This window comes from Sphingomonas echinoides (assembly GCF_029623395.1).
In the GTDB taxonomy this organism is placed as follows: Bacteria; Pseudomonadota; Alphaproteobacteria; order Sphingomonadales; family Sphingomonadaceae; genus Sphingomonas; species Sphingomonas echinoides_A.
In genome coordinates this window covers 63,209-80,244 of the sequence record NZ_JAPYKK010000008.1, presented here as the reverse complement: position 1 = coordinate 80,244, position 17,036 = coordinate 63,209, and the positions used below count along the sequence as shown (strand labels likewise).

The window sequence follows — 17,036 nt, the reverse complement described above, 5'->3', positions numbered from 1 at the left end:
GCAGCTAACGGAGGGATCCCGTTGCGCGCCTGATCGCTGCAGGACGGCGGTCGTTGCACCTAGAAGATCCCGAGGAACTTCTTGCGCTGCCCGGATCGTTCCCCCGCGGTCTTCTTTCCGTCTTCGGCCTTGGCGGTGGTGCCATGCCCGACGTCGTCGCGACGTTCCCCCTTCGTCGTACGCTGTGCGGTAGCGGGGGCCGCAGCCAAAACCGGTCCGCATTGCGCCGCCTTGGCGTCGCCGATGTCGACGAACGCCAGCAGCCCGGCGACCGGCGTACCAACGACACTCAAGCCGAGCGCGGCGCCCGCGCGTCCAATCAATTGCGGGCTGATCACGCTATAGCCCGGCTTGGCGAAGCTGCCGTTCAAACCGATCGGTGACTGCGCCGACAGGAAGCTGAAGCGCTTGCCGTCCGCGCGCACCGCCAGATCGAGTGCTTCTGACTTGAAGCTAAACCCGCCGCGACCGACAATCACATTCTTCTCTGTGTCGATCAAAATAGGGTCCGCAGCAGCGACGCCGTTGCGAACGGTAAAGCCGATCAGTCCGCAGTTGATCTTCACCGGTTCCTTGAGCTTTCCCTGGAACAGCTTCTGCGCGAACGTACCAATGTCGAGTTCCGACAATTGAACGTTGCGCGTCCAGAACGAGCCACCCGGCATAACGAACGCGATCCGACCATGCGACGTCGCCAACGAATCATGCAACGAATCTCCGTCTCCCTCGAGAAGGATCCGCCCCTTGATGACACCGTTGGTGCCCGCTTCGGCGACGCCATAGCCGGCAAGGAGGCGAGCCATTGGGGTAGGGGCGAGGCGAATGTCGTAGGTATCATGGGCAGGACGACGGCGCGCGTCGATCGTGATGTCCGATGCGACATCGCCGCGCGCCATGACGAACGTCAGCGGGGACAGTTTTAGCAGGCTGTCTTTTAGCGACAGCGTCAGGTCGATGTTGGAGACCGGAACGTTCTTCGAACGCACCACGCCGACCCGGTAGCGTACGTCGGCGTTGAAGTTCTTGAGCGTCTCGACCGGGATTTCAGCGTCCGGCAGCAATCGCGCCGGCGCGGCGCCGGTGCTTGCCGCCGCGGCGACCGCGCCCTTGGTCGCGATGATATCGGGGTTGTAGCCAATGAACGGGGCTGCATCGATGATGTCAAGTTTGCGTGTGGTCAGCTCTGCGGCGACGTGCAGTCGCGGCTCGATATTTCGCACGGTGAACTTGCCGGCAAGATCGCTGTCGCCGAACCGACCAGACAGGCGCGTGAAGGCGTAGGTCGTGTCGGTCTTGATCAAAGTTGCCTTGACCGCATAAGTACGAGTGCGCGGAATGGCGACACCAATGATATCTAGCAATTCAGCAAGATTACGCCCGCGCGATGTAACCGACAGCGGGACGTTCTCGATATCGGCGATGCTCGGCAACGTCCCGGCAACGGTAATATGATTGTTGGCGGCATCGGCAGCAACTTCAAGCTTGTTCTTGCCGCGGGCGACGGTTGCGTCGGGGGATAGTAACGCGCCTTTCAGCGTGAACGGTGTGTCCCGTACCTTTCCATCGCCCGTGAAACGCACTGATTTGCCGATTCGTGCGTCGGTCGAGGTGATCGTCTGGAAGGCGAGATCGGTCCGCAGCCGCATCCGCGGGTCGAGATAGCGCAGCGTCGTGCCTGCCACCGTCGCAACGTCGATTCGCGGGAAATCGAGCGGCTTGCCACCCTTCTTGTCGCTGAACGTCCAGCTGTTGCTGGTATGCGGCGCGTTCCATTCGAGATCGACCGCGCCATCGGTCAGGTCGAGCGTGTAGAAATGGCGCTTTCCGAACAGCATCGACAGCGGTGCGATTCGTGCGTCGATCTGCTTCGCCGCGAACAGATCCGGTCTGGAGGCATAGGATGGATTGGAGATCGTCATTCCCTCGGCACGGAAATGAATCGTGATCGGGTCGAAATAAAGCTGGAAGTCGTTGGCCACCTTCACTTGGCGATGCGTCGCGGACGACACGATTCGCTCGAATGGACTCTTTAGGAACCGGCCCTTGGTGATGTAGAGCACCAGCCACACCAGAAACAGCGCAACGACCAAGCCGATCACGACGTTTCGAACGATCCGCCACCAGCGTTTGGGCTGTGCGGTTTGTACCGGTTGCGCCGGGGGCGCGGCAGCGGGCGGGGAGGGTGCAGCGTCCATCGCGGTCAAACCGTTCGCCAGCCGTAATCGTTCCTCGACAGATCTGCGGTTGCGTTTTCCGGGGGGGGCAGGTATGCGCCCGCTTTCCTGCGAGTAAGAGGAACTGCCCGGCCGGTATGGGCTGCCGTGGCCGTTCATAGATCGTCGCAAAACTGAAAGGACGAAAATGCCCAAACTCAAGACGAAGAGCGGCGTTAAAAAGCGCTTCAAGCTCACCGCATCCGGCCTGCTGAAGCACGGCGTCGCTGGCAAGCGTCACCGGTTGATGAGCCACAACGCCAAGTACATTCGCCAGAATCGCCGCACCAAGGTGCTGTCCAAGGCCGACACGGCCACCGTTAAGGCGTGGGCGCCTTACGGTCTCGGCTGAATCGGAGGGATTAGAGAATGGCACGCGTAAAACGGGGTGTAACCACCCACGCAAAGCACAAGCGGATCCTCAATCTGGCGAAGGGCTATTATGGCCGTCGCAAGAACACGATCCGTATCGCCCGTCAGGCGGTCGAGAAGGCCGGGCAGTATGCGTATCGCGACCGCAAGGTTAAGAAGCGCAACTTCCGGGCTCTGTGGATCCAGCGTATCAACGCAGCGGTCCGCGTCGAGGGTCTGACCTACGGCGTCTTCATGCATGGCCTGAAGCTCGCCGGCGTCGAACTCGACCGCAAGGTCCTCGCGGATCTCGCGATGCACGAAGGTGCCGCATTTAGCGCCATCATCGCGCAGGCGAAGGCGGCTCTGCCCCAGGCTGCCTGAGGGCGACCTGTTTGCGAGACTGAGATTTGGGGCGTCGGTGGCAGCACCGGCGCCCTTTCTCTGTCTTGGGGGGCTCTGGCGGTAATCCCGCGCACCCAAAGCTGCCGTCATGCTGAACTCGTTTCAGCATCCACCGCGCAACAGGCCCAGTCCGGACTCGTGAAGGTCTGGATCCTGAAACGCGTTCAGGATGACGGGAGGATTGAAGGACAGCTGTGCGTCGGTGTTACCTCGACCCTCCCTGGCCGGCTGCATCAGCACCGCGCAGGGTTGATCAAGGGCTTCCCCTCCCGCTACGGCGTCACCCATAATGGCTTCCCGCCTTTGCGGGAATGACGGAGATATGTGTGGCTGACCTTGCCGAGATAGAATCGCAGTTGCCGTCGATCGGCCAGGCCGACGCGACCACGCTGGAAACGCTCCGCGTCGCGCTGCTCGGCAAACAGGGCAGCATTACCGCGCTCCTGAAGACGCTCGGCAAGATGTCGCCCGACGAGCGGCTCGAGCAGGGCCCGCGCATCCAGCGCGTGCGCGAGGCGGTGACCTCCGCGATCACCGCGCGCAAGGCCGCACTCGACCGCACCGAGCTCGACGAACGCCTCGCACGCGAGACGCTCGACATGACGCTCCCCGCCGACGCCGCCCCGCACGGGTCGGTGCATCCGGTCAGCCAGGTGCTCGACGAGATGGCAGAGATCTTCGCCGATCTGGGCTTCGCGGTCGCGACCGGGCCCGAGATCGAGGACCAGTGGCACAATTTCACCGCGCTCAACATGCCCGAGAGCCATCCCGCACGCGCGATGCACGACACCTTCTACCTGAAGGCGAGGGAGGGCGAGGAGGCCAAGGTGCTCCGCACGCACACTTCCCCCGTGCAGATCCGCACGATGATGGGGCAGGAGCCGCCGATCCGTATCATCGCGCCGGGCCGCGTCTATCGCTCGGACTGGGACGCGACGCACACGCCGATGTTCCACCAGATCGAGGGGCTGGTGATCGACAAGGGGATCACGCTCGGCCATCTCAAATGGACGCTCGAGACCTTCCTCAAGGCGTTCTTCGAGCGCGACGACATCGTGCTCCGCCTGCGCCCGAGCTACTTCCCGTTCACCGAACCCTCGGCCGAGGTCGATGTCGGCTGGACGATGGAAAAGGGCCGCCGCGTGCTCGGCGGGTCCGAGGGCTGGATGGAGTTGCTCGGCAGCGGGATGGTCCACCCCAAGGTGATCGCCGCGTGCGGGCTCGATCCGAACGAGTGGCAGGGATTCGCCTTCGGGGTCGGGGTCGATCGGCTTGCGATGCTCAAATACGGCATGGATGATCTGCGCCCGTTCTTCGAAGGCGATGCGCGCTGGATCAAGCATTACGGTTTCTCGGCACTCGACGTGCCCACGCTGAGCCAGGGAGTCGGCGCATGAAGGTTACGCTCGACTGGCTCAAGCAGCATATCGACACCGACGCCTCGCTCGATACGATCGTCGAGACGCTGACGCGGATCGGCCTCGAGGTCGAAGGCGTCGAGAACCCCGGCGCGACGCTGGCTGCGTTCCGCGTTGCCAAGGTGCTGAGCGCCGCGCCGCATCCGCAGGCGGACAAGCTGCAAGTGCTCAGCGTCGATGCCGGCGACGGCCCGCTTCAGGTCGTGTGCGGTGCGCCCAATGCGCGCGCCGGCCTCGTCGGCGTGTTCGGCGCGCCCGGCGCGACGGTGCCGTCGAACGGCATGGCGCTCAAGGTCGCGGCGATCCGCGGGGTCGAATCGAACGGCATGATGTGCTCGACGCGCGAGCTCGAACTTGGCGAGGAGCATGACGGGATCATCGAGCTCCCCGCCGATGCGCCGATCGGCATGGCCTATCCCGATTACGCCGGGCTCAACGACCCGGTGATCGAGGTCAACGTCCTCCCCAACCGCCCGGATTGCATGGGCGTGCGCGGGATCGCGCTCGATCTGGTCGCCGCCGGGCTCGGCACCGCCAAGCCGCTCGCTTATGCGGCCGTAGCGGGCGAGGGCGCAGGCCCCGACGTGCGGACCGACGACACCGACGGCTGCCCCGCTTTTTACGCGCAGGGCGTGACCGGCCTCGTCAACGGCACCGCGCCCGAATGGATGCGCCGCCGCCTGACCGCGATCGGCCAGCGCTCGATCTCGACGCTGGTCGACATCACCAATTACGTGATGTTCGATCTCGGGCGACCCTTGCACGTCTATGACCGCGCCAAGCTGTCAGGCGGGCTCGTTGCGCGCAAGGCGAGCGCGGGCGAGCAGGTGCTCGCGCTCAACGGCAAGACTTATACGCTTGCCGAGACGATGACGGTGATCGCGGATGCCGCGCATGTCCATGACATCGGCGGAATCATGGGCGGCGAGGATTCGGGCGTCACCCCCGAGACGACCGACGTCGTGATCGAATGCGCCTATTTCGACCCGGACTCGATCGCCCGCACCGGGCAGGCGCTGATGCTGACCTCGGACGCGCGCTCGCGGTTCGAGCGCGGCGTCGACCCGGCATTCCTCGAGGAAGGGCTTGCGATCGCGACGCGGCTGGTGCTCGACCTGTGCGGCGGCAGCGCGAGCGAGCCGACGCATTCGGGCACCCCGCCGACGACGCGCAAGCGCATCGCCTACGATCCGGCCCGTGCGGAAACGCTCGGTGGCCTCGCGGTTGCGCCGGAACGCCAGCGCGAGATCCTGACCGCGCTCGGCTTCACGGTCGAGGACGACTGGACCGTCCTGCCGCCGCCTGCACGGCGCGACGTGGATGGCCCGGCCGATCTGGTCGAGGAAGTGATCCGCATCGTCGGGATCGATTCGGTCCCCGCGACCCCGCTGCCGCGCGCGGCGGGCGTGGCGAAGCCGACCGCGACGCCGGCGCAGAAAATCGAGAGTCGTGTCCGCCGGGCTGCTGCCGCGCGTGGGCTCAACGAGACGATCACTTGGAGCTTCCTGTCGGACGCACAGGCGACCGCGATCGGCGGTGCGTCCTGGACGCTCGCCAACCCGATCAGCGAGGAGCTCAAGGTGATGCGCCCGTCGCTGCTCCCCGGCCTGCTCGCGGCGGCGGAGCGCAACATGAAGCGCGGCGCGGGTGGCGTTCGGCTGTTCGAGCTCGGGCGGCGCTATCTCGCCGATGGCGAGCGTCCGACGCTCGGCGTGGTGCTGGCGGGCGAGGCGCGGCCACGTGGCTGGCAGGACGGCAAGGCGACGCAGTTCACCGCCTATGACGCCAAGGCCGAGGCGCTCGCGCTGTTGGCGGCGGCAGGTGCGCCGGTCGATAACCTGCAGGTGATGGGCGAGGCGGGCGACGCCTGGCATCCCGGCCAGTCGGGCACGCTGCGGCTCGGGCCGAAGACGGTGCTCGCGGCGTTTGGCATGGTCCACCCGCTGACGACGCGCGCGTTCGACGTGGATGGCCCGGTGGCGGCGGTCGAGCTGTACCTCGATGCGATCCCCGCCAAGCGCGCGTCGAGCTTCGCGCGTGCGGCCTATGCGCCGCCGGCGTTGCAGGCAGTGCGGCGCGACTTCGCGTTCCTCGTGCCCGACAATGTTTCGGGCGAGGCGCTGGTGCGCGCAGCACGCGGTGCGGACAAGGCAGCGATCGTCGGGGCGCGGGTGTTCGACGTGTTCACCGGGACAGGCGTCGAGCCGGGGCACAAGAGCATCGCGGTCGAGGTGACGCTTCAGCCTGGCGAGAAGAGCTTCACCGAGGCGGAACTGAAGGCGGTTGCGGACAAGGTCGTCGCGGCGGCGGCGAAGCTCGGCGCGAGCCTGCGCGGGTGAATCGAAAAGGCCGATCGATCGCGTCGCGATCGATCGGCCTTTCCTTCAGATCAGGGCGATCCGGCGCTTAGCGGCAACGGTTCTTTGCAGTGATCGTGCGATCGATCGCACGACCCGCGAACGCCCCACCGACGCCGCCCGCGATCGTGCCGAGCGCACCACCACCGAGCACCTTGTTGCCAAGCAACGCACCGCCGACGCCGCCCGCGACGAGGCCGGTGGTGCCGCTCGAATGGCGGCAGGTGCGGACGTGGCGGCGCGAATGGCCGTAATAGCGCTTCTTGGCTTCGGCCTTGGTGGTCGGCATGGCCATGGTGGCCGGAACGACGAGCGACGCGGCGGCGAGCGAGAGCAGGAGTTTACGCATCTGAATACCCTTGGATTTATTGTCGACCGTCACGGCGTAGGGTCGGTTACGTTGCAATAGAATGAACGTCGTCGGTCGATGACGGACCTGTTTCGATCCAAAGCGGTGCCGGGCGGACCAGTGCTGCACCAATAATCCACAGCATCGCGCCCGCGCGGAACCCTGCCGCCAGCGCGATATCGGACAGCGTTGCCGCGGGATGCTGGCCGTCGAGCCCGGCGAAATACCAGAATTCCGCAAAATAGGCCGCGACATCCGCCACCGCGAACCATGCGACCGGCCACAGGCGGTAGCTCGTCAGCAGCAGCACCGGATATAGCCACAGGTCGAATTGCGGCGAATAGACCTTGTTGGTCAGCAGGAACCACGCGAGCACCGGGGCGAACAGAATCCAGGGGCGTGTGCCGTGCCGCCTCCACCCTGCGGCGACGATCAGCGCCGCGCCACCGATGAACAGCGCTGCGGACCACAGGTTGCGCTCGGGGATCGTCGTCGCCCACCTGCCCGATTGCGCCAGGATTTCCCACACCGACCCGGCCGTGCCCGCCCGCTCGGACGAGAAAGCGTAAAATTCGGACCAGTTCGTGAACGCCAAAACGGCGACGGGCAGGTTGACCAACGCCCAACTCCCGACCGCAACCACGACCAGCACGCCCGCCATCACGACCCGTCGCGCCACCCCGCCGCCGCCACGCCAGAACAAGGCGCCCAGCCCGAGCAACGGAAGCAACAGGACCGGGAACAGCTTTGCGGCACTTCCCAATGCGGCAAGTGCCGCCGCGCGTGGCGTATCGCCGGATCGCGCGGACAGCAGCGCCGCCACGGCGAAAGTCACCGCCAGCATGTCCCAATTATGCCCGAGATACAGCACCAGCGGGGGTGCCGCCGCCCAGGCGTATTGCCGCGCGCGATCGACCCCCGCGCGCCGCAGCATCCGCAGCACCAGGAAAGCGAGCGCGGCATTGACCGCCGCCACCACGAACAGGAAAGCCGCGGCGGTGGCGCTCGCGCCAAAGACACTTCGGGTGACGAATCCCTCGATCCAGATCAGCAGCCCGGTCAGCACCGGATATTCCATCCGCGCCTCGAGGTACGGGACCTGCCCCGCGGACACACCGCGCAGGCCCCAGAACGGCACCGCGTCGCTGTAGCAGCCGGAGACATATTGGATCGATCCGCCCCACGACGCGCCGCAATGCCCCTTGAATGCCCAGCCCAGCACGCAGGTGAGCGCAAGCACCCAGCGCGGATCGATCCGCTGCGTCCACCGTTCGGTCATAAGCGCCCCCAAATCCGGCAACGTCTTATCCCGGCGCAGCTATTTCGTCGACAGCATGCGAAAAGAACGTATAAGGAACAGCATGGCGCAACTGGATGTTCAGAGCAAATTGGCGATCCTCGCGGACGCCGCGAAATACGATGCGTCCTGTGCATCCTCGGGGTCGGTCAAACGGTCGTCGCGCGACAGCAAGGGCGTTGGGTCGACCGATGGCGGGATGGGGATCTGTCACGCCTATGCGCCCGATGGCCGGTGTATTTCGCTGCTCAAGATTCTGCTGACCAACAGCTGCATCTTCGACTGCCATTATTGCATCAACCGCAAGAGCTCGAACGTCCGCCGCGCGCGCTTCACTGCGCAGGAGGTCGTCCACCTCACCTTGTCCTTCTACAAGCGCAATTACATCGAGGGGCTGTTCCTGTCCTCGGGGATCATCGGATCGTCCAACTACACGATGGAACAGATGGTCGAGGTCGCGCGCAGCTTGCGCGAGGATCATGATTTCCGCGGCTATATCCATTTGAAGACGATCCCCGATGCCGACCCCGCGCTGGTCGAACAGGCGGGTCTCTACGCCGATCGCTTGTCGATCAACGTCGAGCTGCCGACCGTCTCTGGATTGAAGCGGCTCGCCCCCGAAAAGTCCGCGGTGCGGATCGAGGATGCGATGAAGGAGACGAAGACCTCGATCATCGACGCGACCGATGCGCGCAAGAAGTTCAAGTCCGCCCCACGCTTCGCGCCCGCGGGGCAATCGACGCAGATGATCGTCGGCGCGGATGCGGCGACCGATGGCGACATCGTGCTGCGCGCCTCGACGCTGTACGACAGCTTCGATCTGCGCCGCGTCTATTATTCGGCGTTCAGCCCGATTCCTGACGCGAGCACCGTCCTCCCGCTTCAGCGCCCGCCGCTGATGCGCGAGCATCGGCTGTACCAGTCCGACTGGCTGATGCGCTTCTATGGCTATACCTCGAAGGAAGTCGTGGCGGCGGCGGACGAGACGACGGGGATGCTCCCGCTCGACATCGACCCCAAGCTCGCCTGGGCGCTCAAGCATCGCGAAATCTTTCCGGTCGACGTCAACCGCGCGCCGCGCGAGCGGTTGCTGCGGGTTCCGGGGCTGGGGGTGAAAGCGGTTACCTCGATCCTTGCCGCGCGGCGCTGGCGGCGGCTGCATCTGGCGGACGTCGCGCGGCTGACGGTGTCGATCACCAAGCTGCGCCCGTTCCTGATCGCGGAGGACTGGCGTCCGGTGGCGCTCAGCGACAAGGCGGAATTGCGTCCGGTCGTTGCACCCAAGGTCAAGCAGCTGGAGTTGTTCGCCTGACGGTCCATCGACCGAACGGGAGAGAACAGGACGATGCACAGGGTCAAGCTCGCCGAGCCCGATGATTTCAATGGCTGGCGCGAGGCGGCGCGCGGGCTGGCGGTAGGCGGTGTCGCACCGGCGGACGTGACGTGGCAGGTCGGAGAGGCGGCGGTCGATCTGTTCGGCGAGGATCTGCCGGTGCCGCAGAGCGATGCGCCCGCCTTTTCCGTGTCGCGCGCTTTCGTGGACCTCGCGCGCAAGGCGGTGCTGCACAGCGACCCCGAACGCTTCGCCTTGCTCTACACGTTGCTGGTGCGGTTGCGCGACCGGCCCGGCGCGGTCGATGACAAGGCCGATCCGCTCGTGCGCAAGCTCGAAGGCTTTGCGCGCGAGGTGCGCAAGGACATCCACAAGATGCGCGCCTTCCTGCGCTTCCGCGAGATCGAGGAGGACGGGCAGGGGCGCTACGTCGCCTGGTTCGAGCCCGAGCATCATATCCTGCGCTACAATGCGGGCTTCTTCCTCGACCGCTTCGCCAGCATGCACTGGTCGATCCTGACGCCGGATTTGTCGATCCACTGGGATGGCGAGACGCTCGCCGAGGGGCCGGGCGCGGCCAAGGGGGATGCGCCCGCGGGCGACCCGATTGAGGAGGTGTGGAAGACCTATTACGCCTCCATCTTCAACCCGGCGCGTGTCAAGATCGGCGCGATGCTCAAGGAAATGCCCAAGAAATACTGGAAAAACATGCCCGAGACCGCGCTGGTCCCGGGGTTGATCGCATCCGCGCAGGCACGGGAGTCGGGAATGATCGCACGCGCACGGGACGAGGTCGGCGGGAACAGCGCGATCGCCTGGGACGCACTGCGCGACGAGGCGTCCGCCTGCACGCGCTGCCCGCTGCACGCGAACGCGACGCAGACGGTATTCGGCGAAGGGCCGGTCGACGCGCCGCTGATGTTCGTAGGCGAGCAGCCGGGGGATCAGGAGGATCTTGCCGGGCGACCGTTCGTGGGCCCTGCCGGGCAGTTGTTCGATCGCGCGCTGGCGGCGGCTGGGGTCGACCGGACGCGGACCTATGTCACCAATGCGGTCAAGCACTTCAAGTTCGAGCAGCGCGGCAAGCGACGCATCCATTCCAAGCCGGGCGCGGGCGAGATCGATGCATGCCGCTGGTGGGTCGAGCAGGAACGGTTGCTGATCAAGCCGCAGGTGACGGTCGCGCTGGGCGCGACCGCGGCGCGGAGCTTGCTCGGGCGGGTGGTGACGATCGGCAAGGAACGCGGGCGGGCGATTGCGCTCGCCGATGGCGGGACGTGCTGGATCACGGTGCATCCGAGCTATCTTCTGCGCTTACCCGATCCGGCGGCGGCGGAAGTCGAGTTCGGACGGTTCGTCGAGGATCTGCGGGTTGCCGGGGCTGGGGTAGCCGGGTTCGAGAACTGACGAATCACCGGCAGAAACCGGCGCGGTCGTCCTCGATGTGCAGATGGTTGTAATGCGCCGCATTGTAATCCGGGCTCAGCACCGTCCCGAACCGTCGGCACGCCGACGCCCGGATCGTCCGCAGGAAGGCGCGAATGTTCGGATCGGGGTTGTTCCACCCGCCCTGGATCGTGATTCGTCGACCATCCTGCAACACGAACCCCGAAACATCGACCGCATTGGCGGTGGCATGCCCCGACAGCCGCCCGGCATAGCCCGCTTTGGTCCCGACGACCGCGCGGCAGGCATAGGTGCCCATGCTCTCGATCCGCACCAGATCGCTCCCCAGCATCTGGTGCGCGGCTGGGACGACCGCATGCTCGACCCAGCCCGAAAAACTTCGGGCTAGGCCACAGCGCATCGCGCGGAGATTGGTGACGGGAATCCCGATGTCGAGCAGTTGCACCGTCCCGACGATCTGGCATCCGCCGCCGAAATCGCGGTCGGGCAGGGGGGAGTAGCGCACCTCGGCGCGCGACAGGTCGGCGTAGCACGCCTTGGTCTCGCGGCTGGTTGGCAGATTGAGCATCACAGGCCGCGATCCGGCGGGGCGCTGTGGCGGCTGCTTGTCCCGACTTCCCCCTGATGCGCAGGCGGCAAGCGAAAGCATAAGCAGAACAACGGCAAGGCTACGCAACATGCCGGACTGTTAGCGCCTTTGCGCGTCCGGACCGCTACTCAAAAATCCGCGTATCGATGAGCGCGCGCTGATTTGCGCTAAGCTGCCGGATCACCACGATCAACGACACCGCCAACGGGAGATCGACAACGAAGGAAACGATGTCGAGCCAGCCACCGGTCGTCACGTCTGCGACCGTCTTCGCCCCCGCGCTCAGACGAAAGCTTATGTTTCCCAGCACGCTAGCGAGCAGCCACAGCCCCCACCAGATTCGCATGGTGGTCGGGACGGGTACGTTGTCGGGGGCCTCGGGCGACAGGCTTGCCTGCCATGTTTCGCGCAACGCCTGGAACGGTTTCCAAAGATTGACGACCGGCACAAAGAAAAATCCGATGCCCCAGCCAGGCGAAATTGTCATCTGATCCGACACCGCATGCGCATTGGCGCTCGCGCGGTATAGCCAGCGCGCGACGCAGACCGCGCACAGGATGTAAGCGGCGAAATAGATCCCGGCCGCGATCGCCGTAAAGCGATCCACTCCCTCCAGTGCAGCCTCCGACCAGATCGCGCCGGTACCACCCAAGCTGGCAACAAGCATTGCGCCCGATACGGCCACGCACAAGCTCGTCGCCAGCCAAAGCATGATTGCATAAGTCGCCGCGCGCTCGCGGCGCTCGTTGTTTTGCATGAATTCACCCCCCGGTAAGCGACGATCCTGACCGATCGTTGCGTGGCTGTCCATCGTTACGACTTGACGTTGCGCGCGATGGCTCTAGGAGCGGCGACGGGCCACGCGGTCCCAACGCCGCGCGTGCTCTCTGTGAGGAGAGACTACATGACTGAACTGCCTGCGCGTCCCGCGCAACTGCCTGCACGCCCGTATTTTTCCTCGGGCCCGTGCGCCAAGCCCCCGGGCTGGTCCGCCGCCACTCTCGCGACCGACTCGCTGGGGCGCTCGCACCGCTCGAAGATCGGCAAGACGCGGCTGCAATATTCGATCGACCTGATGCGCGAGCTGTTGAAGCTTCCCGATACGCATCGCATCGGGATCGTCCCCGGCTCCGACACCGGTGCCTATGAAATGGCGATGTGGACGATGCTGGGCGCCAAGCCCGTCACCGCGCTCGCCTGGGAAAGCTTCGGCGAAGGCTGGGTGACCGACGCGGTCAAACAGCTCAAGATCGACCCCACCGTCGTGCGCGCCGATTATGGCCAGCTGCCCGATCTGGGCGCGGTCGACTGGTCGAACGACGTGCTGTTCACCTGGAACGGCACTACCTCGGGCGTCCGCGTCCCCAATGCCGACTGGATCCCCGCCGACCGCGAAGGCCTGTCCTTCGCCGACGCGACCAGCGCGGTGTTCGCCTATGACATCGACTGGGACAAGATCGACGTCGCGACCTTCTCCTGGCAGAAAGTGCTCGGCGGCGAGGGCGGGCACGGCGTGCTGATCCTCGGGCCCCGCGCGGTCGAGCGGCTCGAGAGCTATACGCCGGCCTGGCCGCTGCCGAAGGTGTTCCGCTTGGTCTCTAAGGGCAAGCTGACCGAAGGTGTGTTCAAGGGCGAGACGATCAACACGCCCTCGATGCTCGCGGTCGAGGACTGTATCGCTGCGCTCGAATGGGCGAAAACGGTGGGTGGCGCAGACGGGCTGATCGCCCGCAGCAACGCCAATGCCGCAGCGCTCGACCAGATCGTCGCGGACCGGCCGTGGCTTGGGCACCTCGCGGTGGACGAAGCGACGCGCTCGAAGACCAGCGTCTGCCTGACGGTCGAGGGCGCGGACGAGGCTATGATCAAAGCGTTCGCCGGGCTGCTCGAGAAGGAAAAGGCGGCTTATGACATCGCGGGCTACCGCGACGCGCCGCCGGGGCTGCGGATCTGGTGCGGCGCGACCGTCGACACCGCGGATATCGTCGCGCTCGGGCCGTGGCTCGACTGGGCCTATGCGAGCGTGAAGGCCTGATTTCTCCCTCTCCCCGCTTGCGGGGAGAGGGTCGGGGAGAGGGGCAGTCCGCTATCCACACATGCACAGGGCCGGTGCGAGAGACTGCCCTCTCCCCGGCCCTCTCCCGCAAGCGGGAGAGGGAGAAGAAAAATGCCAAAAGTCCTCATTTCTGACAAAATGGACCCCAAAGCTGCGCAGATCTTCCGTGAACGCGGCGTCGAGGTCGACGAGATCACCGGCAAGACCCCCGAAGAAGTCATCGCGATCATCGGCCAATATGACGGCCTTGCGATCCGCAGCTCGACCAAGGTGACCAAGGCGATCCTTGCGGCGGCGACCAACCTCAAGGTCATCGGCCGCGCCGGGATCGGCGTCGACAATGTCGATATCCCCGCCGCGTCGGCGCAGGGCGTCGTCGTCATGAACACCCCGTTCGGCAACTCGATCACCACCGCCGAGCACGCCATCGCGCTGATGTTCGCGCTCGCGCGCCAGCTTCCCGAAGCGGACGCCAGCACGCAGGCCGGTAAGTGGGAGAAGAACCGCTTCATGGGGGTCGAGCTGACCGCCAAAACGCTCGGGCTGATCGGCGCGGGCAACATCGGCGGGATCGTCGCGGACCGTGCGCTCGGCCTGCGGATGAAGGTCGTCGCTTATGATCCGTTCCTGTCGCCCGAACGCGCGGTCGAACTCGGCGTCGAGAAGGTCGAGCTCGACGAGCTGCTCGCGCGCGCCGACTTCATCACGCTCCACACCCCGCTCACCGACCAGACGCGCAACATCCTGTCGGCGGAGAATCTCGCCAAGACGAAGAAGGGCGTGCGCATCATCAACTGCGCGCGCGGCGGCCTGATCGACGAGGCGGCGCTCAAGGCCGGGCTCGATTCGGGGCATATCGGCGGCGCGGCGCTCGACGTGTTCGTGACCGAGCCCGCCAAGGACTCGCCCTTGTTCGGCACGCCCAACTTCGTCTCGACGCCGCATCTCGGCGCATCGACCGACGAAGCGCAGGTCAATGTCGCGATCCAGGTCGCCGAGCAGATGTCGGATTATCTGATGTCGGGCGGGATCACCAACGCGCTCAACGTGCCGTCGCTCTCCGCCGAGGAAGCGCCGCGCCTCAAGCCGTACATGGCGCTGGCCGAGAAGCTCGGCTCGCTGGTCGGCCAGCTCACCACCGGCTCGATCGGGCGCATCTCGATCCACAGCGAGGGCGCTGCCGCCGAGCTCAACCAGAAGCCGATGGTGTCGGCGGTGCTCGCCGGGTTCCTGCGGACGCAGACCGACACGGTCAACATGGTCAACGCGCCATTGCTCGCCAAGGAGCGCGGGATGGAAGTCCGCGAAGTCCGCACCGAGCGCGAGGGCGATTACCACACGCTGCTGCGCGTCTCGGTCAAGACCGATGCGGGCGAGCGCTCGGTCGCGGGCACGCTGTTCGGCGATGCCGCGCCACGGCTGGTCGAACTGTTCGGCATCAAGGTCGAGGCCGATCTCGCCGGGCACATGCTGTACGTCGTCAACGAGGATGCGCCCGGGTTCATCGGGCGGCTCGGCACGTTGCTTGGCACGGGCGGGGTCAACATCGGGACCTTCCATCTCGGTCGCCGCTCGGCGGGTGGCGAGGCGGTGCTGCTGCTGTCGATCGACGAGGCGCTGACCCCGGAACTGCTCGCACAGGTGCGCGCGCTGCCGGGCGTGGTGACCGCGATGGGTCTGGCGTTCTAATCTGCTACTTAAGCCCTCTCCCCCTTGGGGAGAGGGTTTGGGAGAGGGGCAGTGCCAAAGGCGAACGAAGTTTTACTTGCACGTGCCAAAGCCATGCGCACGCAGATGACCCAACCGGAACGTGAACTTTGGACGGCCTTGCGCGCCAAACGTTTCGCCGACACCAAGGTCTCGCGTCAGGTTGTTGTCGCTCCCTACATTGTTGATTTCGTCGCGCGTTCGCACAAGCTCGTGATCGAGCTTGACGGCGACACCCACGCAGGCGACGAGCGGCGCGACGCGCGCCGGACGGCGTGGCTGGAAGAGCAAGGCTACCGTGTGATCAGGTTCAACAACAGTGACGTGATGCAAAATCTGGAGGGCGTCCTGCTCACCATAGAGGGTGCGCTTGCGTCTGCCCCTCTCCCAACCCTCTCCCCGAGGGGGAGAGGGCTATCGTCATGACCACCGCGCTCCTCCCGACCGGCTTTCGTGACCGGCTCCCCCCCTTCGCCGATGCCGCCGCCCGGCTCGAGGCCGCAGCGCTCGCCGCGGCCTATGCGTATGGCTACGAACGCGCCGACCCCGCGCTCGCCGAGTTCGAGGCTGGCCTCGCCGGTCGCCTCAAGTCCGCGCGCGCGCAGGATGCGGTGCGCTTCGTCGATCCGGTCAGCCAGGCGACGCTCGCGATTCGCCCCGACATGACCGCGCAGATCGGCCGGATCGCCGCCACCCGCATGGCGCATCACCCGCGCCCGGTGCGGCTGTCCTACGCCGGCCCGGTGCTCAAGCTGCGCGCCTCGCAGCTCGCGCCCGAGCGCGAACTCCGCCAGATCGGCTGCGAGCTGATCGGGCTCGACACGGTCGCGGCGGCGCGCGAAGTCGTCGAGGTCGCGGTCGCGGCACTCGAGGCGGCTGGCGTTACCAATATTTCGATCGACTTCACGCTCCCCGACCTGATCGACGTGCTCGCCGGCGGGCCGTTCCCGATCGACGCGGCGCAGATCGATGCTCTGCGCGACCGGCTCGATGCCAAGGACGCAGGCGGGGTCGCGGCGATCGCGCCCGCCTATCTCCCGCTGATCGAAGCCGCCGGCCCGTTCGAGACCGCACACGACCGGCTGTGCGCGTTCGACGCGCGCGGCGCGCTGACCTCGCGGCTCGATGCGCTGTGGAAGATCGCGGACGGATTGAAGAGCCGAGTCGCGCTGACGCTCGACCCGACCGAACGCCACGGGTTCGAATATCAGAGCTGGCTCGGTTTCTCGATCTTCGCGGGCGGCGTCCGCGGCGAGATCGGGCGCGGCGGCACCTATACGATCATGCACGAAGGCGGTGCCGAGGAATCCGCAGTCGGCTTCTCGCTCTACGCCGATGCGATCGTCGCGGCAGGGCTGGCCGAGGTCGACCGGCGGCGGCTGTTTGTGCCGCTCGGCACCGATCCCGCAATGGCGGCGCAGATGCGTGTTGCGGGCTGGGTCACGGTTGCCGCGCTCGAAGCGGGCGATACGCCCGAGGCGCAGCTCTGCACACACTTCCTGGCCGAGGGCGAACCGCGCGCGCTCTAGCGGGTTAAACCTTCCCCTCCGCCCG

The 17,036-nt window shown here is 65.9% G+C and carries 15 protein-coding genes; 10 read left to right on the top strand and 5 right to left on the bottom strand.

Annotation, left to right across the window (positions count from 1 at the left end; translation table 11 throughout):
* Positions 1–59: 59 nt before the first annotated feature.
* The gene (locus QBJ92_RS07010; RefSeq protein WP_277969039.1) at positions 60–2,195 is read right to left on the bottom strand and encodes an AsmA family protein; all 2,136 of its coding nucleotides are present in this window, start codon (positions 2,193–2,195) and stop codon (positions 60–62) included.
* Between the two features lie 166 nt (positions 2,196–2,361).
* Between QBJ92_RS07010 and rpmI the strand changes: the two genes are divergently transcribed.
* The 4 genes from rpmI to pheT all read left to right on the top strand — a co-directional run bounded on the left by rpmI (position 2,362) and on the right by pheT (position 6,726).
* Entirely contained in the window at positions 2,362–2,565 is a 204-nt protein-coding gene (gene rpmI / locus QBJ92_RS07005; protein WP_010406001.1) for a 50S ribosomal protein L35, read from the top strand.
* 17 nt (positions 2,566–2,582) lie between these two features.
* Entirely contained in the window at positions 2,583–2,948 is a 366-nt protein-coding gene (gene rplT, locus QBJ92_RS07000; protein WP_010161044.1) for a 50S ribosomal protein L20, read from the top strand.
* A gap of 332 nt (positions 2,949–3,280) precedes the next feature.
* Entirely contained in the window at positions 3,281–4,366 is a 1,086-nt protein-coding gene (gene pheS / locus QBJ92_RS06995; RefSeq protein ID WP_277968968.1) for a phenylalanine--tRNA ligase subunit alpha, read from the top strand.
* Positions 4,363–6,726, top strand: coding sequence for a phenylalanine--tRNA ligase subunit beta (gene pheT / locus QBJ92_RS06990; protein WP_277968967.1), 2,364 nt, complete (start codon positions 4,363–4,365; stop codon positions 6,724–6,726). Before pheS ends, pheT begins: the two co-directional genes overlap by 4 nt.
* Positions 6,727–6,793: 67 nt before the next feature.
* On the opposite strand, the gene QBJ92_RS06985 is transcribed toward pheT, so the two are convergent.
* Together QBJ92_RS06985 and QBJ92_RS06980 are read right to left on the bottom strand one after the other, a co-directional pair.
* Entirely contained in the window at positions 6,794–7,093 is a 300-nt protein-coding gene (locus QBJ92_RS06985) for a hypothetical protein (RefSeq protein WP_277968966.1), read from the bottom strand.
* A gap of 46 nt (positions 7,094–7,139) precedes the next feature.
* Positions 7,140–8,372, bottom strand: coding sequence for a hypothetical protein (locus QBJ92_RS06980; RefSeq protein ID WP_277968965.1), 1,233 nt, complete (start codon positions 8,370–8,372; stop codon positions 7,140–7,142).
* 82 nt (positions 8,373–8,454) lie between these two features.
* Here QBJ92_RS06980 and QBJ92_RS06975 point away from each other — a divergent pair, with 82 nt between their 5' ends.
* Positions 8,455–9,702 carry a putative DNA modification/repair radical SAM protein gene (locus QBJ92_RS06975; RefSeq protein WP_277968964.1) on the top strand — a complete coding sequence of 416 codons (1,248 nt, stop codon included), beginning with the start codon at positions 8,455–8,457 and terminating at the stop codon, positions 9,700–9,702.
* Between the two features lie 33 nt (positions 9,703–9,735).
* Positions 9,736–11,130 (top strand): UdgX family uracil-DNA binding protein, encoded by a 1,395-nt coding sequence (locus QBJ92_RS06970; protein WP_277968963.1) that lies wholly within the window; start codon positions 9,736–9,738, stop codon positions 11,128–11,130.
* Positions 11,131–11,134: 4 nt separating this feature from the next.
* Here QBJ92_RS06970 and QBJ92_RS06965 read toward each other — a convergent pair whose 3' ends face one another.
* Both QBJ92_RS06965 and QBJ92_RS06960 read right to left on the bottom strand, forming a co-directional pair.
* Complete coding sequence (locus QBJ92_RS06965) at positions 11,135–11,809, bottom strand: extensin family protein (RefSeq protein WP_277968962.1); 675 nt, start codon at positions 11,807–11,809, stop codon at positions 11,135–11,137.
* A 34-nt stretch (positions 11,810–11,843) separates the two neighbouring features.
* Positions 11,844–12,476: a DUF4328 domain-containing protein gene (locus tag QBJ92_RS06960; protein WP_277968961.1), complete on the bottom strand. Its 633-nt coding sequence runs from the start codon at positions 12,474–12,476 to the stop codon at positions 11,844–11,846.
* 147 nt (positions 12,477–12,623) lie between these two features.
* On the opposite strand from QBJ92_RS06960, the gene QBJ92_RS06955 reads away from it, so the two are divergent.
* The 4 genes from QBJ92_RS06955 (at position 12,624) to QBJ92_RS06940 (ending at position 17,011) form a co-directional block, all read left to right on the top strand.
* Positions 12,624–13,754 (top strand): phosphoserine transaminase, encoded by a 1,131-nt coding sequence (locus QBJ92_RS06955; protein WP_277968960.1) that lies wholly within the window; start codon positions 12,624–12,626, stop codon positions 13,752–13,754.
* Positions 13,755–13,886: 132 nt separating this feature from the next.
* The gene (gene serA / locus QBJ92_RS06950) at positions 13,887–15,464 is read left to right on the top strand and encodes a phosphoglycerate dehydrogenase (RefSeq protein WP_277968959.1); all 1,578 of its coding nucleotides are present in this window, start codon (positions 13,887–13,889) and stop codon (positions 15,462–15,464) included.
* 51 nt (positions 15,465–15,515) lie between these two features.
* The gene (locus tag QBJ92_RS06945) at positions 15,516–15,908 is read left to right on the top strand and encodes an endonuclease domain-containing protein (protein WP_277968958.1); all 393 of its coding nucleotides are present in this window, start codon (positions 15,516–15,518) and stop codon (positions 15,906–15,908) included.
* Positions 15,905–17,011 carry an ATP phosphoribosyltransferase regulatory subunit gene (locus tag QBJ92_RS06940; protein WP_277968957.1) on the top strand — a complete coding sequence of 369 codons (1,107 nt, stop codon included), beginning with the start codon at positions 15,905–15,907 and terminating at the stop codon, positions 17,009–17,011. Before QBJ92_RS06945 ends, QBJ92_RS06940 begins: the two co-directional genes overlap by 4 nt.
* Positions 17,012–17,036: the final 25 nt, after the last annotated feature.

Coding starts and splice junctions, on each gene's coding strand:
- QBJ92_RS07010 (WP_277969039.1), bottom strand. CDS start 2,195: ATGGACGCTGCACCCTCCCCGCCCGCTGCCGCGCCCCCGGCGCAACCG.
- rpmI (WP_010406001.1), top strand. CDS start 2,362: ATGCCCAAACTCAAGACGAAGAGCGGCGTTAAAAAGCGCTTCAAGCTC.
- rplT (WP_010161044.1), top strand. CDS start 2,583: ATGGCACGCGTAAAACGGGGTGTAACCACCCACGCAAAGCACAAGCGG.
- pheS (WP_277968968.1), top strand. CDS start 3,281: ATGACGGAGATATGTGTGGCTGACCTTGCCGAGATAGAATCGCAGTTG.
- pheT (WP_277968967.1), top strand. CDS start 4,363: ATGAAGGTTACGCTCGACTGGCTCAAGCAGCATATCGACACCGACGCC.
- QBJ92_RS06985 (WP_277968966.1), bottom strand. CDS start 7,093: ATGCGTAAACTCCTGCTCTCGCTCGCCGCCGCGTCGCTCGTCGTTCCG.
- QBJ92_RS06980 (WP_277968965.1), bottom strand. CDS start 8,372: ATGACCGAACGGTGGACGCAGCGGATCGATCCGCGCTGGGTGCTTGCG.
- QBJ92_RS06975 (WP_277968964.1), top strand. CDS start 8,455: ATGGCGCAACTGGATGTTCAGAGCAAATTGGCGATCCTCGCGGACGCC.
- QBJ92_RS06970 (WP_277968963.1), top strand. CDS start 9,736: ATGCACAGGGTCAAGCTCGCCGAGCCCGATGATTTCAATGGCTGGCGC.
- QBJ92_RS06965 (WP_277968962.1), bottom strand. CDS start 11,809: ATGTTGCGTAGCCTTGCCGTTGTTCTGCTTATGCTTTCGCTTGCCGCC.
- QBJ92_RS06960 (WP_277968961.1), bottom strand. CDS start 12,476: ATGCAAAACAACGAGCGCCGCGAGCGCGCGGCGACTTATGCAATCATG.
- QBJ92_RS06955 (WP_277968960.1), top strand. CDS start 12,624: ATGACTGAACTGCCTGCGCGTCCCGCGCAACTGCCTGCACGCCCGTAT.
- serA (WP_277968959.1), top strand. CDS start 13,887: ATGCCAAAAGTCCTCATTTCTGACAAAATGGACCCCAAAGCTGCGCAG.
- QBJ92_RS06940 (WP_277968957.1), top strand. CDS start 15,905: ATGACCACCGCGCTCCTCCCGACCGGCTTTCGTGACCGGCTCCCCCCC.